Source organism: Pseudomonas sp. NPDC089530, assembly GCF_050280705.1.
GTDB lineage: Bacteria > Pseudomonadota > Gammaproteobacteria > Pseudomonadales > Pseudomonadaceae > Aquipseudomonas.
On the sequence record NZ_JBNNVU010000004.1, the window covers coordinates 80029 to 106937 of the forward strand.

Sequence of the window (26909 nt, forward strand, 5' to 3'; positions counted from 1 at the left end):
TTGTTCGGCAGTGGGGATATTTTCGCTGGGCAGGCGTTCAACGGATGAAGATGATCTTCGACACCAGCTCCGCGCTGTTCTTGGCCTGAAGCTTCTTCATCAACCGGGCGCGGTGGACTTCCACGGTGCGATGGGAAATGCCCAACTGGCGCGCCACTTCCTTGCAGGTCAGGCCATTGACGATATGCAGCGAGATCTCCCGTTCGCGCGGGGTCAACTGAATCGTTGGCGCCGGCTGGCGGTCCAGGCGCTCGAAATGCCAGACCATCAGCTTGAACGGATCCTCGGCCGTCAGGGAAAAACCGTGGGCCCGGGCCCAGAACACCTCGCCGTTGCGATGTTGCATGAAGCGTTCGTCCGAGTAGAAGGCACCGGGCCCGTTGCGCAGCCAGTGCTCGCTGCGTTCGCCGATGCTCTGGTAGTCGGCTTGGGAGGGGTACAACAGCAGGGTCAGGTGGCCCTGTAACTGTTCGCGCTCGTAGCCGAACAGGCGAACGAAGGCCTGGTTGCAGTCGAGCATCCGGCGATGCCCGGTGATCATCTGCGGGGCGGGGGAAACCTGGAAAGCCAGGCGCTCGAGGTCCTGGAATCGCTGGGCGTCTACGGTCATCGGGCATCCTGCCTCGGGTTTATTGGCGTGCAGCTTGAGGGTGGGTACTACTTACTGGCGTACGTAGTTGCCCCAACTAGCGTGTGATTCGGGTGCTGAATCATTGTATGGAATACCCGCTTCAAGGACAGAAGAAAATCACCATGACTCACGATTCCGTATCCATCGTCGCTGCCGCCCATAGTCCTTTCGGTCGTCTGGACGGTCTGAACCTCGAGGACCTGATCGTCCAGGTTACCCGCGAGGCCCTGGCAGACGCTGAGATCGAGGCTGCCCAGATCGACGCGCTGTTTCTCGGACACTTCAACTCCGGCCTGGTAGCGGATGGTTTTCCCGCCTCGCTGATGCTCCAGGCCGACCCCCACCTGCGCTTCAAGCCCGCTACCCGCTGCGAGAACGCCTGCGCCTCCGGCTCGGCGGCGATCCAGGCCGGGATCAACGCGATCCGCAGCGGCGCCGCCGAACTGGTACTGGTGGTCGGTGCGGAGAAAATGACCGGCAACAGCACCGTCGAAGTCACCCGGGCCCTGTCCGGCGCCGGTTACCAGAACGCTCTCCAGGAGGCCGGCCTGAGCTTCGCCCAGCTTTTTGGCCAGGTGGCGCAGCAGTACGCCGACCGCTACCACAGCCCATTGGCCTCGATGGCCATGATCGCGGTGAAGAACCACGCCAATGCCATGGCCAACCCCCTGGCGCAGATGCACCGAGTGATGGATTTCGAACACTGCAACAACGTTTCCCAGGGCAACCCGCTGATCGCACCGCCACTGCGCCTGACCGACTGCTCGCTGATCAGCGACGGTGCGGCGGCGATCATCCTGGCCTCGCCCCGGCGCGCCCGTTCGATGCGACGCCAGGTGGCGATCCGCGCCATGACCCAGGTGAACGACTTCCTGCCCTTGTCGCGCCGCGACGTGCTGGCCTTCGAGGGGCCGAAACGGGCCATCCACGGAGCCCTGCGCCAGGCCGGCGTGACCCTCGGCGACCTGAGTTTCGCGGAGGTCCACGACTGCTTCACCATTGCCGAACTGCTGATCTACGAAGCCATGGGCCTGGCGCCCAGGGGCGAGGGGCACCGGGCCCTCGACGACGGCACCGTGCGCCAGGGCGGGCGCCTGCCGGTGAACCTGTCCGGCGGGCTCAAGGCCAAGGGGCATCCGGTGGGGGCCACCGGGGTCTCGATGCATGCCCTGGGCTTTGCCCAACTGATCGGCAAACCCATCGGCCTGGGGGTGCCCGGTGCCGAGTTCGGCTTGCTGTTCAACATGGGCGGCATGGCGGTGGCCAACTACGCCAGCGTCCTGCAAGCGATCAAGGCCTGAGGATGAATATCGCCCATTGGCTGCGCGATGCGGCCCAGCGCTGGCCCCGGCGGGCGGCTCTGTTCGAGGGATGCCGGCAGGTCGCCGACTACCAGGGGTTTGCCGCGCAGGCCCGGGCGCGCGCCCTGCAACTGCGCCACGGGTACGGCATCGTGCCTGGCGACCGGGTGGCGCTGCTGATGAAGAACAGCTGCGGTTATCTCGAACTGTTGTATGCCATCTGGTGGAGCGGGGCGGTGGCGGTTCCGATCAACAGCAAGCTGCATGCCACGGAAGCCGCCTGGATTGCCGGCAATGCCGGGGCCCGGCTGATCTACACCGATGAGGGCCACAGTTTCGACACCGTGGCCCTGCCGGCCGGCTGCCACGAACGGGTCGCGCCCGGGCTGGCCGTACAAGACCCGGTGCCGAGCGATGAACTGCTGGAGCCGCACCCGCGGGAGGACAGCGACCTGGCGTGGCTGTTCTACACCTCCGGTACCACCGGGCGCCCCAAGGGGGTGATGTTGTCCCATGGCAACCTGATCGCCATGTCCTTGTGCTACCCGCTGGACGTGGATCCGGTGGCCGGGGATGACGCAGTGGTCTATGCCGCGCCGATGTCTCACGGCGCCGGCCTCTACAATTTCATCCATGTGCGATGCGGCGCCCGGCACGTGGTGCCGGTGTCCCAGGGGTTCCAGGCGGCGGAGTTGTTCGAGCTGGCGCAGGGGTTGGGCCAGGTCAGCCTGTTTGCCGCGCCGACCATGGTCAAGCGCATGGTGGAGCAGGCCCGGCAGCAGGGCTATTGCGGCGAAGGGATCAAGACCATCGTCTACGGCGGGGGGCCGATGTACCTGGCGGACCTCGCCCAGGCCCTGGACACTTTCGGTCCGCGGCTGGTGCAGATCTACGGCCAGGGCGAATGCCCGATGACCATCAGCGCGCTCTCCCGGGAAGCCATTGCCGACCGCGGGCATGCCGAATGGCCGGCCATTGCCGCCTCGGTAGGGCGGGCCCACGCCTGCGTCGAGGTGCGGGTGGTGGATGCTGCCGGCCAATCCCTGGCCCCTGGCGAGCCTGGGGTGATCGCCGTGCGCGGGGCTACGGTGATGCAGGGCTACTGGGACAATCCGCAAGCCACCCAGGAGGTCCTGGTGGACGGCTGGCTGCTCACCGGCGACATCGGTTTCCTGAGCGAACGGGGCTACCTGACCCTGACCGATCGCTGCAAGGATGTGATCATCTCCGGCGGCAGCAACATCTACCCGCGGGAAGTCGAGGAAGTGCTGATGCAGCACCCCGAGGTGTTCGATGTCTGCGTGGTGGGGGAGGCCGACGTCCTTTGGGGCGAGTCAGTGGTGGCCTTCGTGGTGCCGCGCACGCCCGGCAGCCTCGATGCGCAAGCGCTCAACCACTGGTTCCTGGCGCGCATGGCCTCGTTCAAGAAACCGAAGAAGTACCTGTTTTGCGCCGAGCTGCCCAAGAACAGCTATGGCAAGATTCTCAAGACCCGACTGCGTCAGTGGTTGCAGGATCCCTCCGGGCCCTTGATCAACCTCTGAAACGCTGCATTTCATGGATCGCACTACGACAGGAGTCCCCACAATGGGCGTGTCACCTTCCAACTCCCAGCGCCAGCGGCGCCGGGCCTTCATCGGCGCCACTTCCGGCCACTTGATCGAGTGGTACGACTATGGCGTCTACGGTTTCCTGGCCCTGTACATCGGCAAGGCCTTCTTCGTCTCCGACGATCCCTCCAGCAGCCTTCTGGCGAGCTTCGCGGCCTTTGCCCTGAGCTTCTTCATCCGGCCCCTGGGCGGCCTGTTCTTCGGCCCCCTGGCCGACAAGATCGGCCGACGCAAGACCCTGATCACGGTGCTGGTGATGATGGCCGGCTCCACCTGCCTGCTGGGCCTGTTGCCGACCTACGCCAGCATCGGCATCGCCGCGCCGGTGATCCTGGTGCTGATCCGCTGTGTGCAGGGGTTCTCCGCCGGTGGCGAGATCGGCACCATTACCAGCTTCATTTCCGAATACGCCAGCCCCGGGCGCCGGGGGTTCGCCACCTGCTGGCTGATGGTCACCGCCGTGCTCGGCTTGCTCCTGGGGGGCGCCGTGGCCAATGGCATGACCTGGGCCCTTGGCGCCGAGCTGATGCAGGATTGGGGCTGGCGGATCCCGTTCCTGATCGCAGGTCCCCTGGGCTTCATCTCGCTGTATATCCGCCTGAAGCTGGAGGACAGCCCGGAGTTCCTGGCCCTGGTGCAGGCCGGGCAGACCGCCAAGGCGCCGCTGCGCGAGGTCTGGCAGTGGAAGCGCTCGATCGCCCTGGTGTTCTTCATCATTACCCTGCACAGCTCGATCTTCTATCTGGTGCTGACCTTCGCTTCGACCTACATGTCCAACACCCTCAGGTTCGACAGCGGCACCACCTTGCTCTATGTGTTCGTCGCCAGCCTCTCGGCGGCGGTGGTCATGCCCTTCGGCGGTGCCTTCACCGACCGTTATGGACGCAAGCCGTTCCTGATGGTGATCGGTACCCTGGCGACCCTGGCCATGTACTGGTTCTTCAAGGCCGCGCCCAACGCCACCCCGGCCACCTTGTTCTGGCCGCTGATGGCCGTGGCGATCCTGTTCGGGCTCTATGCGTCCTCGACCTATGCCCTGATGAGCGAGTTGCTGCCGACCCGCATCCGCTCCACCGGCATCGCCGTGGCTTACAACATCCCGGTGGCGGTGTTCGGCGGCAGCGCGCCGCTGATTTCCACCTGGCTGATCAAAGTCACGGGCGACATCACTGCGCCCTGGTACTTCTACGTGGCGACTGGGGTCGCGTCGCTGCTGGCCCTGGTCGTGCTGCGCAGGGAGGACTTCGTCGCCTGTACCCACGACGTCCGGCACCCGCGCAGCGGGGCTGCGCCACTGCTGGTCAATCCGCAACCTTGAGCCCACCGGCCGGCGCCGGCCCTGGTGGGTTGGCGCCATTCGGTCGCCCGGTGTCATTGGCAGGTATGGGGTGGTTTGTGCATTGCCCATGACACTGACAAGCACCGCTTGGGCGTGTAGGACTTTTGCCTCAGGGTAGGTAGGATAATTCTAGTGATACTGGTTATTTATCCAGTATTCTCGGGCGATTCCTCTGCCAGCGTGATGCAGAACGAAAAATGGGCGCGTGGACAAAAAATCCAGCTCGGTTAGTTTGCAGACCTCTCCTTTGGAAAGGGAGAGTTTCTTAAATTAATGGAGCAATAAACATGAACAAACCACAAACCCAAGCACCGCTTCGCCATGGTCGCGTCACCTCCCCAGCCTCCCGCGGCGCAGTCGCGATCGACCTGGGCCTGTTGGGCGGCTGGCAGGTCAATGAAATGGAAGGCGGCAAGAACTTCCCGGCCCTGGCGGCAGGTCCGTTCCCCGCACCGTTCGAGTCGGACAACCCAAGCGTCGTGCCACCGGCCGATGGCTTCATCCTCAGCGGTGGCAAGGCCGATGCCCGGGACTGCGTCAACTTCACCGATGAGGAAATGAGCAAGAAGCTCAACCGCGCCTTCACCTGGCCGATGCTCAACGTCGACCCAGGCCAGATCTTCAAGGTGACCTGGCAGTACACCGCACCGCATACCACCCGTGGCTATCGCTGGCTGATCACCAAGGACGGCTGGGATCCGAAACAGCGCATCACCCGTGCGCAACTGGAGGCTCAACCTTTCGCCGAGGACTTCTATCCGCAGGTGCCTTACTACAGCCATGCCGGCGAATTGAAGGCCAAGGTCGATCACGAAGTGAAGCTTCCGGCCAACAAAAAGGGCCGTCACGTGATTGTCCTGATGTGGATCGTGGCCAATACCGGCAACGCCTTCTATCAAGCCTTCGACGTCGACTTCAAGTAAGTCTGCGGATCGTCCAAACGTTCTGAAGGATTAGAACATGTTAAAGATTGACTTTACCCAACTGAAAGCCGCGAAGGATGACGCCGCGGCGCGGATGCCGAGCCTGGATGGCAAGCAGATTCTCATGGGCTACTGGCACAACTGGCCGGCCGGCCCTGCGGACGGCTACCAGCGCGGGCAGTTTGCCAATATGAGCCTGGAGGATGTGCCCCGGGACTACAACGTGGTGGTCGTGGCGTTCATGAAAGGCAGCGGTATTCCGACGTTCAAGCCGTACAACCTGTCCGATGCCGAGTTTCGTCGCCAGGTGGGCGTGCTGAACAGCCAGGGCAGGGCGGTGCTGATGTCCCTGGGAGGCGCTGACGCTCATATCGCGTTGAACCCGGGCCACGAACAGCCGCTGGCCAATGAAATCATCCGCCTGGTGGAAACCTACGGCTTTGACGGGCTGGACATCGATCTCGAACAGAGCGCGATTGATGCCGCCAGCAACAAGACGGTCCTGCCTGCCGCGCTGAAGCTGGTCAAGGATCACTATGCTGCCGAGGGCAAGCATTTCATCATCAGCATGGCACCGGAGTTCCCCTATCTGACCGCTGCCGGTCGATATGTCGGCTACCTCAAGGCCCTGGAAGGCTACTACGACTTCATCGCGCCGCAGTTCTACAATCAGGGCGGCGACGGCCTCTGGGTTCAGGAGGCCAACAATGGCAGGGGGGCATGGATCGCGCAGAACAACGATGCCATGAAAGAGGACTTCCTCTATTACCTGACCGAAAGCCTGGTCAGTGGTACTCGCGGCTTCACCAAGATCCCGGCTGACAAATTCGTCATTGGCCTGCCCGCCAACGTCGATGCCGCTGCCACCGGGTACGTGGTCAACCCGACGGCCGTTTCCAATGCGTTCAAACGCCTCCATGCCAAAGGGGTGTCGATCAAGGGCCTGATGACCTGGTCGGTCAACTGGGACAACGGGTTCAACAAGGACCACGTGGCCTACAACCAGGAGTTCAGCCGGCGCTACGGGCCGTTGATCAACGGTGGCAAGCCGTCCCCCTCGACGCAGGACGAGTCCCTGCCGCAGGCCGCCCACTAGCACTCGATCGATGAGACATCCGGCAGACGTGCCGGCTGCTCGACAGTCAAGCCCATTGACTTGATCGCTAAGGGCAAGCAATGAAAATCCGATGCCGCAAGGCATCGGATTTTTTTTGCCGATGAGGCCTGCAGAGGCTAGCCGGATCCCCGAAGCGCAGGTGGAGATGAAGCAGTGCAGACACCGATATCCAGCCAGCACTCCTTCACCGTCGCGTCAACCCAGGCCTACCGGACCCACGAGCGGGACTGGAACGACGAGTTGCCATGCAGCCCCTTGAAAATCGTCTCCAGACGCTGCCCCGGCCCGCCTGGGGCTCAAGCCTGCAAGGCTGCCTGCATGCCGGCCAGCTTGATGCAGGTTTCCTCGTATTCGCTGGCCGGGTCGGAGCACTGCACGATGCCGCAGCCGGCGAACAGGCTGGCTTGCCGACCGTTGAGCAAGGCCGAGCGCAGGCCGACGATGAATTCGCCGTTGCCCCGCGCATCCAGCCAGCCCAGCGGCGCGGCGTACCAGCCGCGGTCGAACCCTTCGAACTGGCGGATATGCTCCATGGCCTGGCGTCGCTCGTGGCCGCCGACCGCGGGGGTCGGATGCAGGGTCGCCACCACCTGCAACAGGCTGGCGTTCGGGCGCAGCTGGCCGTCGATCACCGTGCTCAGGTGTTGCACCCGGCTCAGGCGCTGGATCGAGGGCGACTCCGGTACCCGCAGCCGGTCCACCCAGGGTGCCAGGTCGCTCTGGATGATCTGCACCACCACCGCGTGTTCGTGGCGGTTTTTCTTGCAGTCCAGCAGCGCCCGCGCCAGTTCGGCATCGCGCTGCGGGTCCGGATCGCGGCGGCTGGTGCCGGCCAGCGCCAGGGTTTGCAGGCGCCCGTCGTGGAGCTTCGCCAGGCGTTCCGGCGAGGCGCCGATGAAGCACGCCTGTTGGCGGCGGAAGGCGAACAGGTAGGCCGCGGGATCGTTGCTGGCCAGGCGCGCCAGGGTGCGGCCGGGGCTGACGGCATGGGAAAACTCGCTGTGCACCTCGCGCGCCAGCACGACCTTTTTCAGCGCGGTGTCATGCAGCACGTCCAGCGCATGGGCGACCTTGCTTTCCCAGGCGGCGCGAGGCAGGCAGCGGTCGCCGGTATGGCGCGGCGCGACCGTCGAGGCCGCCGGCGACAGGTAGTGATCCATCAGCCCGTACCATTCGTTCAGCACGTGCTCGCAGCGGCTGGCGGCATCGTCGGTCGCGCCGATCCGCTGCTGGCACACCAGCCAGCACTGCTCGCCGTCGCGCACCAGGAGCAAGGTCATCAGCAGCATCGAACCGTCGCCAAAGCCCTGCCAGGCCTCGCTGGCCGCGACCTGATGATCGAAGCGGAAGCCGCCGCAGATCGCCGGCGGCTGCGGGCCATGGATCACCGCGCTCTGCAGCCAGTGCTGCCATTGCCGGTCCACTGTGGCGAAACGTTGCTCGCCGGTGCCGTTCAGTTGCGCCGCCACGCCCCAGCCGAACAGGCTCCGGCCGCCATCGGCAGCGCGCCAGAACAGGCTTTCGGCGTGGGGCCGGTCGGCCTTGCAAAACAGCTCCAGCAGGTCCAGTTCGCCGATCTCCAGGGCATAGCTGGCCAACACTGGCGCGCCTTGCCCGGCGGCACGCTGGCGAGCCTGTTCGAACACGCGGGTCAGCTCCCCGGCGTGTTCCGCCAGTTGGGTAAAGGCGCTCATGCCGGGGTTCTCGTGGCGCGCCAGTGCCGGACCTGCTGGGCGATGTACCAATGGATGATCTGGGCGAACAGGGTTTCGACGAAGTGCGCTTCCAGCCCGGCTTCCTCGGCCCACTGGCGCCGTTGCGGGAGCATCTGCGCCACCCGCTCGGGCGCGGCGATGCTGCTTTCGGTCGGTTTGAAACGGGCGGCGGCTTTGACGTAAGCCATACGTTGGCGCATGAGCTCGATGATCTGGTGGTCCAGTGAGTCGATGGCGATCCGGATGTCCGGTAGGCCCTCGCAAGCGTCAGGGGTTTTCATGAACAGGTTTCCTCAGGGGATGGGAGTGGGCGGGGCCGAACAGCGTGGCCGCCAGGGCATCGAGCAGCGCCTGGCGCTGCTCGATCAGGTAGAAGTGTTCGCCGTCCCAGCGCCGCAGGTGCAGTGGCTGGTGGCTGGCGGCTTGCCAGGCCAGGGCTTCCTCGAGATCGACCTCGGGGTCTTGCTCGGGGTAGAACACTTCGATTCGGCTGCCCAGCGGCAGCGGTTGCGCACGGCCGTAGGTCTCGACGATGCGGTAGTCGCTGCGCAGGCTGGGCAGGAACAGCTCCCGCAGGGCCGGGTCTTCCAGCAGGGGATTGGGGCGGCTGGCCAGGCGGCGCACATCGTCCAGCAAGGCTTCGTCCGGCCCGCTGTGCAGGTGCCCGCCGCGCTGGCACTGCGGGGCCGGGTGGGCGGAAACGAACAGGTGGTCGACGGCGATCGCCTGTCGCTCCAGGCGCATGGCCACCTCGTAGGCCACCACGGCGCCGAGGCTGTGGCCGAACAGGGCCAGGGGCCGGTCGGCGTAACCCAGCAGCGCCTGGCTCGCGGCCTCGGCGAGGCTGTGCATGTCCGTCAGGCAGGGTTCGCTGAAGCGGTCCTCGCGCCCCGGGTACTGGATGGCCAGCAGGTCGACGTCGGCAGGCAGGGCGCCGACCCAGTCGCGGAAAAAGCTCGCGCTGCCGCCGGCATGGGCGAAGCACACCAGGCGCCAGCGCGGCATCGGCGACAGGCGATAGGGCCGCACCCAGCGCTCGCCCTGGGCCAACAGGTCCGGCCTCACGAGGCGGCGCTCCCGCGGTTGGCGTCGAGCCAGGCCACGCGCAGCTGTTCGCGCAAATCCTTGCGGCTCACCTTGCCGACCCCGGTCTGCGGGAATTGCGCCACGAACTCGATGCGGTCCGGCACCTTGAACGCGGCCAGGCCCTGGCTGCGCAGGTGCTGCCTGAGGCCGAACGCCGACGGCGCCGGATCGCGGGCGACGATAAAGGCGCAGGTGGATTCGCCCAGCACCGCATCCGGCATCGCCACCAGCGCCGCGTCGTGCACCTGCGGATGCTCGATCAGCAGGTTTTCCACTTCCTCGGCGGCGACCTTCTCGCCGCCGCGGTTGATCTGGTCCTTGTCCCGGCCCTCGACCACCAGGTAACCCTCGGCGGTGCGCCGCACCCGGTCGCCGCTGCAATAGAACCCGTCGGCGGTGAATGCCTTGGCGTTGTGTTCGGGCAGGCGGTAGTAGCCGCGAATGGTGTAGGGCCCGCGCACTTGCAGTTCGCCGACTTCGCCGTCGGGCACCGGCTGTCCTTGCTCGTCGACGATGCGCACTTCGTCGTCGGCGCACAACGGGCGGCCCTGGGTGTGCAGGATCAGCTCCTCGCGGTCGTCCAGGCGCGTGTAGCAGAGCAACCCTTCGGCCATGCCCAGCACTTGCTGCAAGGCGCAGCCGAGCACCGGCGTGACCCTTGCCGCGGCGCTGCTCAAGAGTTTCGCCCCGCCGACCTGCAGCAGGCGCAGGCTCGACAGGTCGGCCTGGCGCTGGGCCTGGGCGTCGAGCCAGAGCATGGCCAGCGGCGGCACCAGGGCGGTGACGGTGACCCGCTCGGCGCCGATCAGGGCGAAGCAGGTGTCCGGGTCGGAGCGCCGGGTACACACCACCCGGCCGCCGGCCAGCAGGGTACCGATCACGCCGGGGCAGCACAGGGTGAAGTTGTGGGCCATGGGCAGGGCGGCGAGATACACGGTACTGGCGTCCAGGCCGCAGACCTCGCTGCTGGCGCGCACGTTGTAGAGGTATTCGGCGTGCCGGCGCGGAATCAGCTTGGGGGTGCCGGTGGTGCCGCCCGACAGCTGGAAACAGACCACCGCCTCGGCGCAGCCGGCATCCTCTGCGAGCGGCTCGCCGCCGTACAGCTCGCCGAGGGCGGTGAATTCCTGGCTGTCGCCATCGATCACGACCTGGCGCAGGTGCGGATTGGCCGCGGCCAGCTGGCGCGCCATCTGGCGGCAGTCGAACCCTTCCAGCAGGTCGCAGCCGATGTAGGTCGAGGCCTGGGCGAAGCTGCAAAAGCCGCCGATCTCCAGCTGACGGTGGGCGGGCAGGGCGAGAATCGGCCGGGCGCCCAGGCGGAACAGGGCAAAGCACACTTCGATGAAACGGCTGCCGTTGGGCAGGTGCACCACCACGTTGTCGCCGGCTTGTACCCCCAGCCGGCGCAAGCCGCCGGCCAGGCGCCGGCAGCGGTCCACCAGCTCGCGGTAGTTCAGGTGCAAGGGGCCGTCGCTGATCGCGATCGCCGAGGGGTTGCGGGCGGCCGCCGCCTCCAGCGCCTGGGTGAAGGTCTGGTCCTGCCAGTAGCCGGCCTCGCGGTAGCGCTGGGCAAACGCGGCCGGCCAGTCGGGCGCGTCGCCCACGGAGTCGGGAATACGGGAGGAGGGGAGCAATGACATGGAATCTCCTATTTGTAGAAATAAATGGCTACAAATGGCTAAATGAGATCTATTATCATTGTCCTTTGTCGACGGCTTCTCAACGCGAAGGCTTTCGGTACCGCGACTTTTTCATTAGATGAAATACGCAGTGGCTTCAAACAGGGAGGTTTAGGGTTTAAAAGCCTCCCTTATATTCAGGTCACCCCCGCGTAATGGCCTCAGGATCAAGGGAAAACCCATGACTATTACGATCATCGCCCCGAATCAACAGGAAACCCAGGCCGAACCCAAGGGCAACCAACCCGGAACGGTCTATCTGGAACCGCACATGACGCTGGTGACCGGCACCCTCTGGTCCGAGACCGAGGACTGGGTCGAAGACCCGCTGGAGCGCGGTCTCAAGCTGATCCTGGTGCAAAGCGGCGAGCTGTCTTGCCGGATCCCCGGGCACGCCGAGCAATCGATCAAGGGCCCGAGCCTGTGCACCATCGTCAACGACGGCGAGTTCACCTCGTCGCAGATCTACGGCACCTCGACGCCGCTGCGCTACACCATCGTGCAACTGGACCTGGAGTCCCTGGACCGGCACCTGGGCATGGCGCCGCGCAAGCTGTTGGCCGGCGGCGGTGGCGACCCCTACATGATGGTGCGTCCGGCGCCGCGGGCGATGCAGGCCCTGGCGACGCAGATCGCCACTTGCCCGATGCAGGGCCCGAGCCGCTCGCTGTACCTGGGCGGCAAGGCGCTGGAACTGACGGCCCTGAGCGCGCAGTTCCTGCTGGGCGAGCGCGGGCAGCCGGAACAGAAGCTGCGCATCACCGCTTCGGACGTCGAGCGGGTGCACGCGGCGCGGGACCGCCTGGTGCGCTCGCTGCTCGAACCGCCGAGCCTCAATGCCCTGGCCAGCCATGTCGGCATGAGCCCGCGCAAGCTCACCGCGGGGTTTCGCAAGGTGTTCGGCACCAGCGTGTTCGGCTACCTGCACGAACATCGCCTCAGCGAAGCGCACCGTATGCTCAGCGACGAAGAGAGCAATGTCTCCACCGTGGCCTACGGCGTGGGCTATAGCCCGGCACATTTCTCCATCGCCTTTCGCAAACGCTACGGCGTATCGCCCAGCGAGATCCGCTGACGGACCCCGGCCTGCGGGCCGTTGTCCCTGAATCGAATGAAAAGGCCCGTGGATCTAAAGCCCCGGGCGCTTCCTGAAAATCTGCTTGCGATAAAGTCTCATTTGATAATGGCTTCCATTCTGGTGAGCCGCAGACTTTATCTCGACTGGCCACAGGAAGCTTTTCATGAGCGAGCTGACAACAGCAGACACGACCTCGACCAACCCGCTGCGTAGCTGGTTGATCGAACACCTGGCCCAGTTGCTGGGAGCGACCGCGGACGAGATCGACAGCCTGGGCGACGAGGAAAACCTCCTCGGCTGCGGGCTGGACTCGATCCGCCTGATGTACTTGCAAGAGCGCCTGCGCAGCCACGGGCTACGGATCGATTTTGCCCAACTGAGCGCCGAGCCATGGATCGGCGCCTGGCTGGCGCTGCTGCGCGGCCAGGCCCCGAGCCAGGCGCCGCTGGCGCCTGTGGCACCCGCGGCGGCGCCCGACGAGAGCTTCGAGCTCAGCGCGGTGCAGCAGGCCTACTGGCTGGGGCGCGGACCGGCCGAAGTGCTGGGCAACATCAGTTGCCACGCCTGGCTTGAGTTCGCCTGCCAGGGCATCGACCCCCAGCGTCTGGCCGCGGCCGTGAGCCTGGTGCAGGCCCGGCATCCGATGCTGCGGGCCAGTTTCAACGACGGGCGCCAACGCATCCTGGCGACGCCGCCACAGCCGGCGTTCGACCATCAGGACTGGCGCCGGCTGTCGCTGCCCGCCGCGCAACAGGCCTGGGACGAGCTGCGCCATTGGCGTTCGCACCAGTGCCTGGCGGTCGAAGCCGGGCAGGTGATGCTGGTGGGCCTGGTGCAGTGGCCCGATGGCCGCGACCGGGTGTGGCTGAGCGTCGACCTGCTGGCGGCCGACGTGGAAAGCCTGCGCCTGTTGCTGGCGGAGCTGGGCCAGGCCTACCAGGCGCCGGCCGCCCTGTTGCCGGCGCCGTCCCTGCATTTTGCCGATTACCTGAACCGCCGCCGGCAGCGGCGCGCCGAAGCCTATGAGCGGGATCGCGAATACTGGTGCCAGCGCCTGGTGCAATTGCCCGACGGCCCGGCGCTGCCCCTGGCGCGCGCGCCTGAGTCGATCCGCGAGCCGCGCTTCAGTCGCCAGGCCTTCGTGCTCAGCCGCGCCGAGGCCGAGCGCCTGCAGTCCCAGGCCACCCGTCACGGGCTGACCCTGTCCTGCGTGTTCGCCACCGCCTTCAACGCGGTGCTGGCGCGCTGGAGCGAGCAGCCGGACTTCCTGCTCAACGTGCCCCTGTTCGACCGCCACGACGACCATCCCGACATCGATCGGGCGATCGCCGACTTCACCACCTTGCTCCTGGTGGAATGCCAGGACGCGCCGCAGCTGCCCTTCGCCGAAGCGGCGCGGCAGTTCCAGCGGGGCCTGCATGCAACCATCGACCGTTCGGCGTTTCCTGCCCTGGAGGTGCTGCGCGAAGGCCGGCGCCAGGGGCATCCGCGTTCGGCGCCGGTGGTGTTCTCCAGCAACCTGAACGAGGCGGGTTTCATTCCGGCGAGCTTCCGCGAGGTGTTCGGCGACCTGCACGACATGCTCTCGCAAACTCCGCAGGTGTGGCTCGACCACCAGCTGTACCGGGTCGACGACGGCCTGTTGCTGGCCTGGGACAGCATCGCCGAACTGTTCGCCGAGGGCGTGCTGGAGGCGATGTTCCAGGCCTATGTCGAATTGGTGCAGCGCCTGGCCGACAGCGACTGGGACCAGCCGCAGCCGGTGCTGCTGCCCCTGGCGCAACAGGCCCGGCGCGAGCGGCAGAACAGCGTGCCGGCCCTGGCCCCGGGGCGCGGTCTGTTGGAGGACTTTTTCCGCCAGAGCGCCCAGCGGCCGGACGCCCTGGCATTGATCTGCGGCGAGCAGCGCTGCACCTACGGCGAGCTGGCGGCGCGTGCGCTGCGGGTGGCCGGCGGCCTGCTGGAGGCCGGGATGCGCCCGGGCGAGGCGGTGGAAATCTGCCTGCCCCGCGGCCTGGGGCAGATCGTCGCGGTGTTCGGCGTGCTGGCGGCGGGCGGCTGCTACGTGCCGGTGGACACCGCGCAACCGCCGGCCCGCCGTGGCCTGATCGAAGCGGCGGCGGGGATCGCCCTGGTGATCGCCGAGCAACCGCCGACGCTCACCCCCGACAGCCCGCCGTTGCGCTGGCTGGACCCGGCGTGCCTGGAGCAGGCGACGCCCCTGGCCGCCCCGCGCCCGCAGGCGCCGCAGGCCAGCGCCTACGTGATCTACACCTCCGGCTCCACCGGGATTCCCAAGGGCGTCGAGGTCAGCCACGGCGCGGCGATCAACACCATCGATGCGCTGCAGGCCGAACTCGGCATCGACCGCGACGACTGCCTGTTGGCGGTGTCGGCGCTGGATTTCGACCTGTCGGTGTTCGACCTGTTCGGCGTGCTGGGGCAGGGCGCCCGCCTGGTGTTGCTGCAACCGGAGGAAACCCGCGACGCGGCGCGCTGGGCGCAGTTGATCGCCGAGCACCGGGTGAGCCTGTGGAACTCGGCGCCGGCGCTGCTGGAAATGGCCCTGGGCATTGCCGCGCAAGACTGTCGCTACCAGAGCCTGCGGGCGGTGCTGCTGTCGGGGGACTGGATCGCCCTGGACCTCGCCGCGCGCCTGCGCCGCCACGCCACGCCGCAATGCCGGGTGTACGGCCTGGGCGGCGCCACCGAGGCCGGGATCTGGTCGAACCTGCAGAGCATCGATGCAGTGCCCGGCCATTGGCCGTCGATCCCCTATGGCAAGCCCCTGGCGGGCCAGGCCTATCGGGTGGTGGACGGCAACGGGCGGGATGTGCCCGACCAGGTGGTGGGGCAACTGCTGATCGGCGGCGGCAGCCTGGCGCGGGGTTATCGCAACGACCCGCGCCTGACCGCGCAACGTTTTCGCAGCGACGACCGCGGGCGCTGGTACCACACCGGGGATCGCGGGCGCTTCTGGAGCGACGGCACCCTGGAGTTCCTCGGGCGCATCGACCAGCAGGTCAAGGTGCGCGGGCAACGCATCGAACTGGGGGAAATCGAGGCGGCGCTCAATGCCCATCCGCTGATCGACAGCGCCTGCGCCGCGGTCTTGCCCGGCAGCGTCGCCAGCCTCGGTGCGGTGCTGGTGACGAGCGCGCCACCGCTGGAGGTGGCGGCGGATGCCTTGCAGGGGCCGTCGGCGCTGGACGACACCCCGCAGGCGGAGGCCCGGGTCACCCTCGAGTTGCTGCAACGGCTGCTGCAAGGCCCGCCGCTGCCCGAACGGCCGCTGCTCGACACCTGGCGCCAGTGGCTGCAACGCCAACCCGCCGAGTCGCTGAGCCTGGGCGACGCGCTGGCGCAACTGGGCTGGCGCGAGGCGGACCTGCAGGCCATGGTCGGCTCGCTGCAGGGGCTGCTGCGCACTGAAGACGGCGCCGCGCAAGTGCTGTTCGATCCGCTGCTGGCGCCCCAGGCCATGGCCCTGAACCTGCCGGCCGGGCGCCAACTGCTGGAGGTGCTGAGCGGCGCGGTGCAGCAACAGTGCAACGCCCAGGCCGGGCCGCTGAAGGTGGCGGTGCTGGATGTGCGCGGCGGGCAGTTGCTCGATCAATGGCTGAACCACCTGGACCACTGCGACCTGCAGGTGACCCTGTTCGACACCAGCCCCGGCCTGCTGGCCGCCGCTACCGCCACCGCCGGCAAGCGCCCGCATGTCACCGGGCACCTGTTGCTGGACGGCTTGTTGCCCGCCGAGCACTGGGCCGGCTACGACCTGGTCATCAGCTTCGCCGCGTTGCACAGCTATGGGCAGCCCGGCGACGGCCTGAACCTGGCCCGGGCGCTGCTCAAGCCCCAGGGCCGGCTGTTGCTGGCCGACCTGTTGCGCGATTCGCCGCTGCGCCTGGTCGGCGCGGCGCTGCTGGACAGCCGCCCGCCGGCCTTGCCCGAGGCCGCGCAGATCGCGCGGCTGCTCGGCCAGGGTGGCTTTGCCGACCTGCACTGCCTGTGGCGCAACCCGGCGATGCTGCTGGTCGGCGCCAGGGCGGCGGGCGACACGCTGGCCAGCGACGAGCTGCAGCAATGGTTGCAGCAGCGCTTGCCCCAGGCGATGCGCCCCGAACACCTGTGGTGCCTGCCGCGCCTGGCGCTCAACGCCAACGGCAAGATCGACCGCGGCCGCTTGCAGGCCAGCCTGACGCAGGCCTTGCAACGTCGGCAGCCGGCGGACGGCGAGGCGGGCGAGTTGCCCATCGAGCTGCAGGCCCTGGCTGCGTGCTGGGAGGCCGTGCTCGGCCGCCCGGTGCGCAGTGCCCAAGGAACCTTTTTCAGCCTGGGGGGCGACAGCCTGCTGGCCACCCGGTTGCTGGCCAGTGTGCGCGAGCAAATGGGCGTCAGCCTGCGCATGAGCGATTTCTATCTGCAGCCGACCCTGGCCGGCATGGCCGCGCTGCTGGCGCGCAGCGTCACTCTCGAGGAGGGCGTGCTATGAACCTGGACGACCTGTTGCACATCTGCCGCGAACGCCAGATCGAACTCTGGACCAGCGAAGGCAAGCTGCATTTTCGTGCGCCGGAAGGCGCCCTCGACCCGGCCCTGGCGCAGCGCATCCGCGCCCAGCGCGAAGCGCTGATGGTCCATCTGTCGCCCCGCTCGGACTGGCGCTCGGACCCCGAACGGGCGCTGCAACCCTTCGCCCTGAGCGCGGTGCAGGGGGCCTATGTGCTGGGGCGCAACCCGGCGTTCGAGTACGGCGGCAACGCCTGCCACCTGTATGTCGAATACCCCTGGCCGGCAAACGTCGACGCCGAACAGCTGGAGCATGCCTGGAACGCCCTGGTGCGGCGCCACCCGATGTTGCGCGCGGTGGTGCAGGACAACAGCCGTCAATGCGTGCAGGGCCAGGTGCCGTGGCAGCGCTTGCCGCTGCACGACCTGCGCCAGGCCGCGCCGCAGGCCTTCGAGGCTCACCTGCAACAGGTGCGCGAGCGCCTGGACCATGCCTGTCATGCCCTCGACCAGTGGCCGATCCTGTTGCCCGAACTGAGCCTGGGCGCCGAGCAGGCGATCCTGCATTGCTCGGTGGATTTCACCCTGATCGATTACGCCAGCCTGCAACTGCTGCTGGTGGAGCTGACCCAGCGTTACCTGGAGCCGGTGCGGCACTGGCCGGTGCTGGAGGCGACCTTTCGCGACTACCTGCAACACGAACACAAGGCGCGGGAAAGCGTCGCCTGGCAGAACGACAAGGCCTGGTGGCTGGCGCGCCTGGACAGCCTGCCCGGGCGCCCGGACCTGCCCCTGAGCGACGACGCCGGCATCCGTTCCACCCGTTTCGTCCACCACCACGGCGTGCTCGGCGCGGCGCAATGGAACGCCCTCTGTTCCCTGGCCAGCGCCCAGGGCCTCAGCGCCGCCGGCGTGACCCTGGCGGCCTTCGCCGAGGTCATCGGGCGCTGGAGCCAGACGCCGGACTTCTGCCTGAACCTCACCGTGCTCAACCGGCCGGACCTGCACCCGCAACTGGGCCAGGTGCTGGGCGACTTCACCGCCCTGAGCCTGCTGGAGGTGCATGGCACCAGTGGCGCGAGCTTCGTGCAGCGGGCGCGGCGCATTGGCGCGCAGTTGTTCGACGACCTGGACCACAGCCGTTTCACCGGGGTCGATGTGCTGCGCGAACTGGCGCGGGTCCAGGGCCGCGGCGCCGACCTGATGCCGGTGGTCTTCACCAGCGGCATCGGCAGCGTCGAACGCCTGCTGGGGGAGGCGGGGCACCTGCTGCAGCCGCCGAGCTACATGATCAGCCAAACGCCCCAGGTCTGGATCGACTGCCAGGTCAGTGACCAGTACGGCGGCTTGCAGATCGGTTGGGACGTGCGCGCCGGGGTCCTCCCGGAGGGCATGGCTGCGCAGATGTTCGAGGCCTATGTCGATCTGCTGCTGCGCCTGTCCCGGGACGCGCAGCTGTGGCAGGTCCGGGGCGATATCGTCCTGCCGCGCCAGCAGGCGCCGCGCCTCTCGGGCGAGACGGCCCAGGACCGCAACATCGCCGGCGGCTTCGCCCGGCAGGCGCTGCGCACCCCGGACGCGCCGGTGATCAGCGACCGCGACGGTAACTACAGCTATCGCCAGGTCGCCCAGCAGGCCGAGGCCGTGCGTTCGGCGCTGGAGGCCCTGGAGGTGGCGCCGGGCGCGCGGGTGGCGGTGATGCTGCCCAAGAGCGCCTGGCAACTGATGGCGGTGCTGGGCATCACCCAGCTGGGCGCGGCCTATGTGCCGGTGGACATCCGCCAGCCGGCCCTGCGCCGCGAAGCCATCCTGCGGGACGCGGGGATGGCGGCGGTGATTACCCTGGAGGCCGAGACGCTGCCGGCGGCCCTTGAGTTGCCGCGCATCGCCATCGATCGCCTGCCGGCCGACCGCCAGTGGCCGCCGCGGGAACCGCGGGCGGTACGGGCCGGCGACCTGGCCTACATCATCTACACCTCCGGCTCCACGGGCACGCCCAAGGGCGTGATGCTCAGCCACGGCGCGGTGGTCAACACCCTGGACGACATCAACCAGCGCTACGGGGTCAACGCCGAAGACCGGGTGCTGGGGCTGGCGGAGCTGAGTTTCGACCTCTCGGTGTACGACTTCTTCGGGGCCACGGCGGTGGGCGCGCAGGTGGTGTTGCCGGACCCCGATCGAGGGGCCGACCCCTCCCATTGGGCGCAACTGATGCTCGAGCACGGCGTGACCTTGTGGAACTCGGTGCCGGCCCAGGGGCAGATGCTGATGGATTACCTGGAGACGGAGCCGGCGGCGATTCCCGGGCCCCGTTGCGTGATGTGGTCCGGGGACTGGATCCCCACCACCTTGCCGACCCGCTGGTGGCAGCGCTGGCCCGAGAGCCGGCTGTTCAGCCTGGGCGGCGCGACCGAGGCGGCGATCTGGTCGGTGGAACATCCGATCCGCCCGGCCGATACCGCCTTGCCGAGCATCCCCTACGGTCGGGCGCTCAAGGGCCAGACCCTGGAAGTCCTCGACAGCCTGGGCCGGCAATGCCCGCTGGGCGTGCGCGGCGAGATCCATATCGGCGGCCTCGGCCTGGCCCTGGGCTACGCCGAAGACCCGCAGCGCAGCGCCGAACGCTTTATCACCCATGCCAGCGGGCGACGCCTGTACCGCACCGGGGACCAGGGCCGCTACCTGGACGAGGACGGCCTGATCGAGTTCCTCGGGCGCCAGGACGATCAGGTGAAAATCCGTGGCCATCGCATCGAGCTGGCGGAAATCGACGCCGGCTGGCTGGCCCATCCGCAGATCGCGGCCAGCACCACGGTGCTGCTGGGGGAGCGTCACGAGCGCTCGCTGTGCAGCTTTGTCACCCTGCAGGCCGCGGCTGCGAACCCGCAACGCCTGGACACGGAGATGCAGCAGGTCCTGGCCCAGGCGCGCAATACCCTGGAACAGGCGGATTTCGGCCCGCGGGAGGCGATCCAGGCCGCCCTGGCGGCGCTGGACCGGGCGGCGGACGCCTCGCTGCTGCACTGGCTGGCGGGCAGCGGTTTGCTGGGGCGGGGGCAATGCGTGGAATTTGCCCCCCTGTGCCAGGCCCTGGCGCTTGAGCCCGGCCAGCAACGGCTGTTGCGGCATTGGCTGAGCCTGTTGACCGCCAGCGGCTACCTGCAAGCCGAAGGCGCAGGCTGGCGCTGCACCGTGGAGCCGGGCGAGTTCGACCAGGCGCAGGCCTGGGCCCGTTTCGCCGAGCTGGCGCCGCCCGGGTTGTGGCCTGCGGAACTGGTGGACTACCTGCGGGGCAGCGCCATGCGCCTGGCCGAGCAACTGGACGGCCGCCTGAGCCCGGCGAGCCTGATGTTCCCCGAGGGTTCGGCGCATATCGCCGACGCGATGTACAGCAAAGGCCTGCACGCCCAGGCGTTGCACCGGGCCATGGCCGAGGCGGTCAGCGCCATAGTCGCCCGCGAAGGCCAGCGCACCTGGCGCATTCTCGAGGTCGGCGCCGGCACCGGCGCAGCCAGTGCCGCGGTCATCCCGGCGCTGGCGCCACTGGTGGCGGCCGGGGTGCAGATCGACTACCTGTTCAGCGATGTGTCCAGCTACTTCCTCAATGCCGCGCGGGAACGCTTCGCCGAGTACCCCTGGGTGCGCTTCATGCACTTCGACATGAACAAGCCCGCCTGCGAGCAGGGCCTGCCAGCCGGTTCGCTGGACCTGCTGCTCAGTTCCGGGGCCCTGAACAACGCCCTGGACACCCCGGGCCTGCTGGCCGGCCTGCGCCAGCTGATGCAGGCGGATGCCTGGCTGGTGATCCAGGAACTGACCCGCGAACACCGGGAAATCAGCATCAGCCAAAGCCTGATGATGGAAACACCCCGCGACGTGCGCGCGGCCAACGGCCAGTTGTTCGTGCATACGCCGCAGTGGCTGGAGTGGCTCGACAGCGAGCCGGGGGATCGCGCCCAGTCCCTGGCGTCGTCCCGCAGCCCGCTGTCGCTGCTGGGCTACGACCTGTTGGTGGCGCGGGTCAAGACCGACCGGCCACGGCTGGCGGCCGAGACCCTGCTGGCGTTTATCGCCGAGCGCGTGCCGCGCTACATGGTGCCGGCCCAGGTCCGGGTGCTGGACCGCCTGCCGGTGACGGCCAACGGCAAGATCGACCGCCGCGCCCTGGCCGACCAGGCGCAGCAGCGCCAGCTGGAGCCGGTGCGCCAGGTCCGGGCCGAGGTGGCGGACGAGTTGGTCCGGCGCCTGATCGGCCACTGGGAACGGGTGCTCGATTGCAGCGGCCTGTCGGCGGAGCAGGACTTCTTCGCCGCCGGCGGCGACTCGCTGCTGATCGCACAATTGATCGCCGGCCTGCGGGAACAGGAACCCCTGGCCCGGGAGCAACCCTTCGACCGCCTGCTGCGCTGGGCCCTCAGCCAGCCGACCCCGGCCGGCCTGGCGCAGCGGCTGCGCAGCGAAGCGGGCGAGGAGCCAGGCAGCCAGCCGGGCGCCGCGGCGCAGGCCGCGCCAGCGACGTCGGCGCCGGCCCCAGCCCAAGGTATGGCTCGTGCGCCGCTGGCCGGGCGCCGGCGGGCGGATGCCCTGAGCGAACTGGCCGCCGGCGACGGCATCCCTCGGGTGCTGGTGCATGAAGGCCTGGGCACGCTGTTGCCGTATCGCGGGTTGATCGCCGAGCTGGCCGGCAGCGGTCCGCTGCTGGGGCTGGCGGTGCACGACAGCGAGGACTACCTGCGCCTCGCGCCGCAACACGTCAACGCGACCCTCGGCAAGCGCTATGCCCAGGCCCTGTGGGACAGCGGCCGGCGCCGCTTCGACCTGCTGGGCTACTGCTCCGGTGGGCTGGTGACCCTGGAACTGGCCAAGGCCCTGCTGCAACTGGGGGCCGAGGTGCGCCAGGTGGACATTGTCTCCAGCTACCGCATTCCGTACCGGGTGGACGATGAGTTGCTGATCCTCTACAGCTTCGCCACCACCCTCGGCCTGGACGGCGAGGCGCTGGGCCTGCCGTCCGCCGAACAACTGCAAGGGGCGCTGGGCCAAGCGTTGCAGGACTGCCCGCAGCACCTGGCCGCGGGCAGCCTGGAGGCGATCCTGCGGGACTTCGACGCAGCGTCGCTCAAGTCCCGGGTGCTAGCCGCCGCCCGCGGCATCGCCAACGAGCAGTTGTACCGGGTCTTCGCCCATTCCGTGCGGGCCAGCCACTACAGCGACAACGCGCCTTATGTCGGGGCCGTGCGGCTGTTCGTGCCCAGCGTCGGCAACCCGCTGATCGCCGATCACCAGGCCAGCCTGCGTGCCTGGTGGCAGGCGGCAACGCTGGCGCCGCTCACCGTGCAGACCCTGCGCGGCAATCACTTCGATTGCCTGAACGCCGGGCTCAGTCGTCATTTGCTGGAGGAACACCGTCCATGAACAACCCCGTCAAAACCCTGGTGGTGGGCTCGCGATTCGGCCAGTTCTATGCCGCGGGCGTCGCCGCCGCCGAACACCTTGAACTGGTGGGCGTGCTGGGGCAGGGCAGCCGCCGCTCGCAGGCCCTGGCCCGGCGCCTGGACGTGCCCTGTTTCGACGCCCTGGAGCAGGTGCCCGACGACACCCGCCTGGCCTGCGTGGCCGTGGGCGGCGCGGCGCGGGGCGAGCAAGGCCCGGCCCTGGCGCAAGCGCTGATGGCCCGCGGCCTGGACGTCTTGATCGAACACCCGCTGTTGCCCCAGGAGTGGCATGAGCTGTTGCGCACGGCGGCGCGCCTGCAGCGGCGTTGCCTGCTCAACAGCTTCTACCCGCAACTGCCGTGGGTGGCGCGCTTCATCGAGCTTGGCCGGCAACTGCATCGCCAGCAGGGGATCCGCCACATCGAGGCCAACTGCGCGGTGCAGGTGAGCTACGCGACCCTGGACCTGCTGGCGGCGTTGCTGGAGTCGGTGGGGCCCTGGTCGCTGGACCCGCCCGCGTCGGCGCTGTCGCCGTGGCGCGATATCAGCCTGGCCATGGCCGAGGTGCCGGTGTCGCTGCGGGTGGTCAACGAACTGGCGGCGGCCGACGACGGCCGCATGCAGTTCCTGCAGCGGATCAGCCTCGCCACCGACAGCGGCACCTTGCTGCTGGCCTCGCCCCACGGGCCGTTGCTGTGGATGCCTGCGGTGCGCGCGCCCCGGGAGGACGCCGACGGCTTGTTCGACCTGGGCGGTGAGGCCTTGCCTTGCGCCGAAGTGCTGATGGACGCCTGCCCGGAATGGGCGACTGTCTACGGCCAGGTCTGGCCCCAGGCCGCGGCCAGCGCCCTGCAACCCTTGATCGACGGCGTCGGGCTGGCGCGCCTGCAACAGCGCAGCCTGGACGTGGTCGGGCTGTGGCAGCAGGTGACGGCCGCCATCGGCTTCCCCGAGACGCCGCCCCGGGCGTTGCCGGCGGCCCGCCTGGAGCGGGCCCTGGAGGCGATCAGATGAACCTGCTCGGGCCTGAACTGCAGGCGCTGTTGCGGCCTTTTCGCGCCCGCTTGTGGCTGGCGGTGGCGGTGCAGGCCGTCGCCGGGATCAGCTCGCTGCTGCCGTTGATCGCCCTGGGGCAACTGGCGGACAGCCTGCACCGGGCGCCGCCGCTGGCGCCCGGGGTGTCCGCCTGGGTGCTGCTGGCGGTCGTCGGCTCCACCCTGTGGCTGTGCGGCCAGACCCTGGCGCTGCACCTGACCCACGAAGTCGATGCCAACCTGTGCAACGGCTTGCGGGTACGCCTGGCCGAGCATCTGCAGCGCCTGCCCATGGGCTGGTTCGCCCGGCTGGGGAGCGAAGGCGTGACCCGCTACGCCGAGCAGGATGTGCGGGCGCTGCACCAACTGGTGGGGCATGCGCCGACCGACCTGGTCAACCTGCTGCTGATTCCCCTGGCCACCCTCGCGTACCTGCTGTGGAGTGACAGCGTCCTGGCGCTCTGGTGCCTGCTGCCGCTGGGGCTGGGGGCCTTGGGCTACTGGCGCCTGGGCTCGGCCCATTACCGGGAAGACGTCGAGCAGCGCAACGCGGCCATCGGCCAGTTGTTCAGCGACTACAGCCAGTTCGCCGCCAACCTGGGGCTGGTGCGCCAGTTTCCCGGGGCCGGCATCCACCAGCGCCTGCAACAGGCGGTGCAGCGGTTCGACCAGCGCTTCAGCCACTGGGTGAGCCGCGCCGGCCACCTGGCCGCGGTGATCCAGGTGCTGCTCAGCGCGCCCTGGCTCCTGGCCTGGGTGGTGCTGGGGGCGCTGCTGCCGGGGCTGACCGCGGTCGGCGCGGCGCAGCTGTGCGGCTTTTTGCTGCTGTTGCGCGCCATGGCCGCCCCTGTGCTGGCGATGGGGCACGGCTTCGATGCGCTCAACAGCGCGCGGGTCAGCGCGCAGCGCCTGCAGGAGGTGTTGAGCACGCCGCCGCTGCCGGAGCCCGACGCGCCGCAAGCGCCCCGGGACTCCAGCGTGGAACTGCGCGATGTGTGTTTCGCCCATGGCGCGGTGCCGGTGCTGTCGACCATCGACCTGCGGCTGGAACCGGGCACCACCACGGCGCTGGTGGGGCCCTCGGGCGCGGGCAAGAGCACCCTGGCCGGGCTGATCGCGCGGTTCATGGACGTGGACCGCGGGCAGGTGCTGGTGGGCGGGGTGGATGTCCGGCAGATCGCCAGCCAGTCGTTGCAGCAGCACCTGGCGCTGGTGTTCCAGCACGCCGGCGCGCTGCGCCTGTCCCTGGCGCAGAACATTGCCCTGTATCGGCCCGACGCCAGCCTCGCGCAGATTCGCGAGGCGGCGCGGGCGGCGTGCCTGGACAGCCGGATCATGGCCCTGCCCAAGGGCTACGCGAGCATCGCCGGCGACGATGTGCGCCTCTCCGGCGGCGAGTTGCAGCGCCTGGCCATTGCCCGGGCGCTGTTGTCCAGCGCGCCAATCATGCTGCTGGACGAGCCGACATCGGCCACCGACCCGCAGACCGAACGCGCCTTGCGCGCGGCCCTCAGGTACGGCGCCGCCGGGCGCACCCGGCTGATCGTCGCCCACCGCCTGGAAACCATCCGCCATGCCGAGCAGATCCTGGTGCTGTGCGACGGCCGGATCGTGCAGCGCGGATGCCATGAGGATTTGCTGGCCGTCGAGGGCCTTTACCGTCAGTTGTGGCTCGAGCAGATGCCGAGCGCCGATCATTTGGAGTCTGTGTCATGAGTTTTCTTTCGCCCCTGCGCCAACTGCCGGATCGCGCCTGGAGAGCGCTGCGCAGCGCCCTGGCCTGGATGGTCGTGGCTGCCGTGCTCGATGGCCTGGCGGGACTGGCGCTGGTGCCGCTGATCCTGGCCTGGTTCGACGCCGCGGACGCCGCCGTGGCGCAGAGCGTGTGGCTGTTGCTGGGGCTGACGTTGCTCCACGCCCTGGTCAGCTATGCCGCGCAGCGTCGCGGTTACCTGGCCGGGGCAAGCCTGGCGGCGGGGCTGGTATCGCGCCTGCTGGAGCATTTGCCCCGGCTGCCGCGGGGCCGGCAACAGGACCGGGAAGGGCTGGTACGCGGGCCGGTGTTCAACAGCATGGGGATTCCCGCCCATCTGTTGGCGCCGTTGGTGACCGCCCTGGTCACGCCGACGGTGGTGGTGCTCGGCCTGTTCGCCATCGCGCCGCGCCTGGCGCTGCTGCTGGCGCTGGCCTACCTGCCGCTGTTCGGCCTGCTGCGCTGGGCCGGGCGGCGCAGCCTGGACCTGGAGCAACGGCGCCAGGAGGTGGATCGCCACGCCGGGCAACTGTTGCAGGCCTTCGCCGAACAGCAGTCGCTGATCCGCAGCGCCGGCGCCGCCAGCCAGGGGCAGCGCGCCCTGCACGAAGGGCTGCGGGAACAGCATCGCGCGACCCGCTTGCTCAATCGCCGCGCATTGCCCGCCAGCCTGGGGTTCGCCACGGCGGTGCAGATGGTGTTCTCGGCGGTCCTGGTCGGCGGCGTGCTGGCGGTGGGCGCTGGAAGCTTGTCGGGGGCGTTGCTGGTGGCGGTGCTGGTCTTGCTGGTGCGCTTCATCGAGCCGCTGTCGCAACTGGCGCAACTGGACCAGGCCTTGCGCATGGCCTGGCAGGCCCTGTCGCAGGTGCTGGCGGTACTGGCGGCGTCGACCCTGCACAGCCCGCAGCCCGGCGCGCAACCGCTGGACGCCAGCCTGCAGGGGCAGGGCCTGACGGTTTACGGGGAGAACGGCGAGCCGCTGCTCGACAATCTCGACCTGCACTGCGCCCCGGGCACCTGCACCGCGATCGTCGGCCCGTCGGGGGCGGGCAAGAGCACGCTGCTGGCGTTGCTGGGGCGGGGGATGGACCCCCAGGCCGGCGAAGTGCGGCTGGGGCAGGTGGACATCCGCCAACTGAGCGAACAGACCCTGGCCGCGCACATGACCCAGGTGTTCCAGGACAGCGGCCTGTTCGCCGGCAGCCTGTTGTGGAACGTCAGCATGGCGCGGCCGCAGGCGACCCCGGCGCAACTGGCCCAGGCCGCCGAACAGGCGGCGCTGGACGTGGCGCTCGACAGCCTGCCGGGGGGCTGGCACAGCGAAGTCGGCCCGGGCGGCGCCTTGCTGTCGGGCGGCCAGCGGCAGCGGGTCGGCCTGGCCCGGGCGTTGCTGTCCGAGGCGCCGATCCTGTTGCTCGACGAGCCCACCGCCAGCCTCGACGCGCGCAGCGAAGCGCGGGTCAACCGCAGCCTGCGGGCGCTGCACGGCCGGCGCACGCTGGTGCTGGTGTCGCACAACCCGGCGCTGGTGCGCGATGCGGACCAGATCCTGGTGCTCGAGGAGGGGCGCTTGAGCGGCTGCGGCAGCCATGAGCACCTGCTGGCGACGCACCCCTGGTATGCGCGGTTCGTCGAGCGGAACCGGGCCGATGCCTAGGTGCATTCGTGCCCGCCATCGATTGAAAAAGTCACT

15 protein-coding genes and 1 pseudogene are annotated in these 26909 nt (G+C 68.5%); 11 read left to right on the plus strand and 5 right to left on the minus strand.

The window, feature by feature from the left end; genetic code table 11:
* Positions 1–37: 37 nt before the first annotated feature.
* Entirely contained in the window at positions 38–610 is a 573-nt protein-coding gene (locus tag ACQKQA_RS02940) for a LuxR C-terminal-related transcriptional regulator (protein WP_427553319.1), read from the minus strand.
* 143 nt (positions 611–753) lie between these two features.
* Here ACQKQA_RS02940 and ACQKQA_RS02945 point away from each other — a divergent pair, with 143 nt between their 5' ends.
* The 5 genes and pseudogenes from ACQKQA_RS02945 to ACQKQA_RS02965 form a co-directional block, all read left to right on the plus strand.
* On the plus strand, positions 754–1932 hold the full coding sequence (locus ACQKQA_RS02945; RefSeq protein WP_427553321.1) for an acetyl-CoA acetyltransferase: 1179 nt from the start codon (positions 754–756) through the stop codon (positions 1930–1932).
* A gap of 2 nt (positions 1933–1934) precedes the next feature.
* On the plus strand, positions 1935–3476 hold the full coding sequence (locus ACQKQA_RS02950; protein ID WP_427553323.1) for a class I adenylate-forming enzyme family protein: 1542 nt from the start codon (positions 1935–1937) through the stop codon (positions 3474–3476).
* 43 nt (positions 3477–3519) lie between these two features.
* On the plus strand, positions 3520–4860 hold the full coding sequence (locus ACQKQA_RS02955) for an MFS transporter (RefSeq protein ID WP_427553325.1): 1341 nt from the start codon (positions 3520–3522) through the stop codon (positions 4858–4860).
* A 308-nt stretch (positions 4861–5168) separates the two neighbouring features.
* The gene (locus tag ACQKQA_RS02960; protein WP_427553328.1) at positions 5169–5804 is read left to right on the plus strand and encodes a lytic polysaccharide monooxygenase auxiliary activity family 9 protein; all 636 of its coding nucleotides are present in this window, start codon (positions 5169–5171) and stop codon (positions 5802–5804) included.
* A gap of 37 nt (positions 5805–5841) precedes the next feature.
* Positions 5842–6852: pseudogene (locus tag ACQKQA_RS02965) on the plus strand (chitinase); the annotation flags it as partial.
* A 365-nt stretch (positions 6853–7217) separates the two neighbouring features.
* On the opposite strand, the gene ACQKQA_RS02970 reads toward ACQKQA_RS02965, so the two are convergent.
* Genes ACQKQA_RS02970 through ACQKQA_RS02985 form a run of 4 tightly spaced genes read right to left on the minus strand, consistent with a single transcriptional unit; the run spans position 7218 to position 11365 of the window.
* Positions 7218–8615: an isochorismate synthase gene (locus tag ACQKQA_RS02970; RefSeq protein ID WP_427553330.1), complete on the minus strand. Its 1398-nt coding sequence runs from the start codon at positions 8613–8615 to the stop codon at positions 7218–7220.
* Positions 8612–8917, minus strand: coding sequence for an isochorismate lyase (locus tag ACQKQA_RS02975; protein ID WP_427553332.1), 306 nt, complete (start codon positions 8915–8917; stop codon positions 8612–8614). The genes ACQKQA_RS02970 and ACQKQA_RS02975 overlap by 4 nt, the downstream gene beginning before the upstream one ends.
* Complete coding sequence (locus ACQKQA_RS02980; protein WP_427553443.1) at positions 8904–9641, minus strand: thioesterase II family protein; 738 nt, start codon at positions 9639–9641, stop codon at positions 8904–8906. The genes ACQKQA_RS02975 and ACQKQA_RS02980 overlap by 14 nt, the downstream gene beginning before the upstream one ends.
* A 56-nt stretch (positions 9642–9697) precedes the next feature.
* Positions 9698–11365 (minus strand): (2,3-dihydroxybenzoyl)adenylate synthase, encoded by a 1668-nt coding sequence (locus ACQKQA_RS02985; RefSeq protein WP_427553334.1) that lies wholly within the window; start codon positions 11363–11365, stop codon positions 9698–9700.
* Between the two features lie 220 nt (positions 11366–11585).
* Between ACQKQA_RS02985 and ACQKQA_RS02990 the strand changes: the two genes are divergently transcribed.
* The 6 genes from ACQKQA_RS02990 to ACQKQA_RS03015 all read left to right on the plus strand — a co-directional run bounded on the left by ACQKQA_RS02990 (position 11586) and on the right by ACQKQA_RS03015 (position 26873).
* The gene (locus ACQKQA_RS02990) at positions 11586–12479 is read left to right on the plus strand and encodes a helix-turn-helix transcriptional regulator (protein WP_427553336.1); all 894 of its coding nucleotides are present in this window, start codon (positions 11586–11588) and stop codon (positions 12477–12479) included.
* 166 nt (positions 12480–12645) lie between these two features.
* Positions 12646–16977, plus strand: a complete 4332-nt coding sequence (locus ACQKQA_RS02995; protein ID WP_427553338.1) for an amino acid adenylation domain-containing protein — start codon at positions 12646–12648, stop codon at positions 16975–16977.
* Positions 16974–22409, plus strand: a complete 5436-nt coding sequence (locus ACQKQA_RS03000) for an amino acid adenylation domain-containing protein (protein ID WP_427553340.1) — start codon at positions 16974–16976, stop codon at positions 22407–22409. The genes ACQKQA_RS02995 and ACQKQA_RS03000 overlap by 4 nt, the downstream gene beginning before the upstream one ends.
* Positions 22406–23443: a Gfo/Idh/MocA family oxidoreductase gene (locus ACQKQA_RS03005; RefSeq protein ID WP_427553342.1), complete on the plus strand. Its 1038-nt coding sequence runs from the start codon at positions 22406–22408 to the stop codon at positions 23441–23443. The genes ACQKQA_RS03000 and ACQKQA_RS03005 overlap by 4 nt, the downstream gene beginning before the upstream one ends.
* Positions 23440–25179 (plus strand): ABC transporter ATP-binding protein, encoded by a 1740-nt coding sequence (locus tag ACQKQA_RS03010; protein WP_427553344.1) that lies wholly within the window; start codon positions 23440–23442, stop codon positions 25177–25179. The genes ACQKQA_RS03005 and ACQKQA_RS03010 overlap by 4 nt, the downstream gene beginning before the upstream one ends.
* Positions 25176–26873 carry an ABC transporter ATP-binding protein gene (locus tag ACQKQA_RS03015; protein WP_427553346.1) on the plus strand — a complete coding sequence of 566 codons (1698 nt, stop codon included), beginning with the start codon at positions 25176–25178 and terminating at the stop codon, positions 26871–26873. Before ACQKQA_RS03010 ends, ACQKQA_RS03015 begins: the two co-directional genes overlap by 4 nt.
* Positions 26874–26909: the final 36 nt, after the last annotated feature.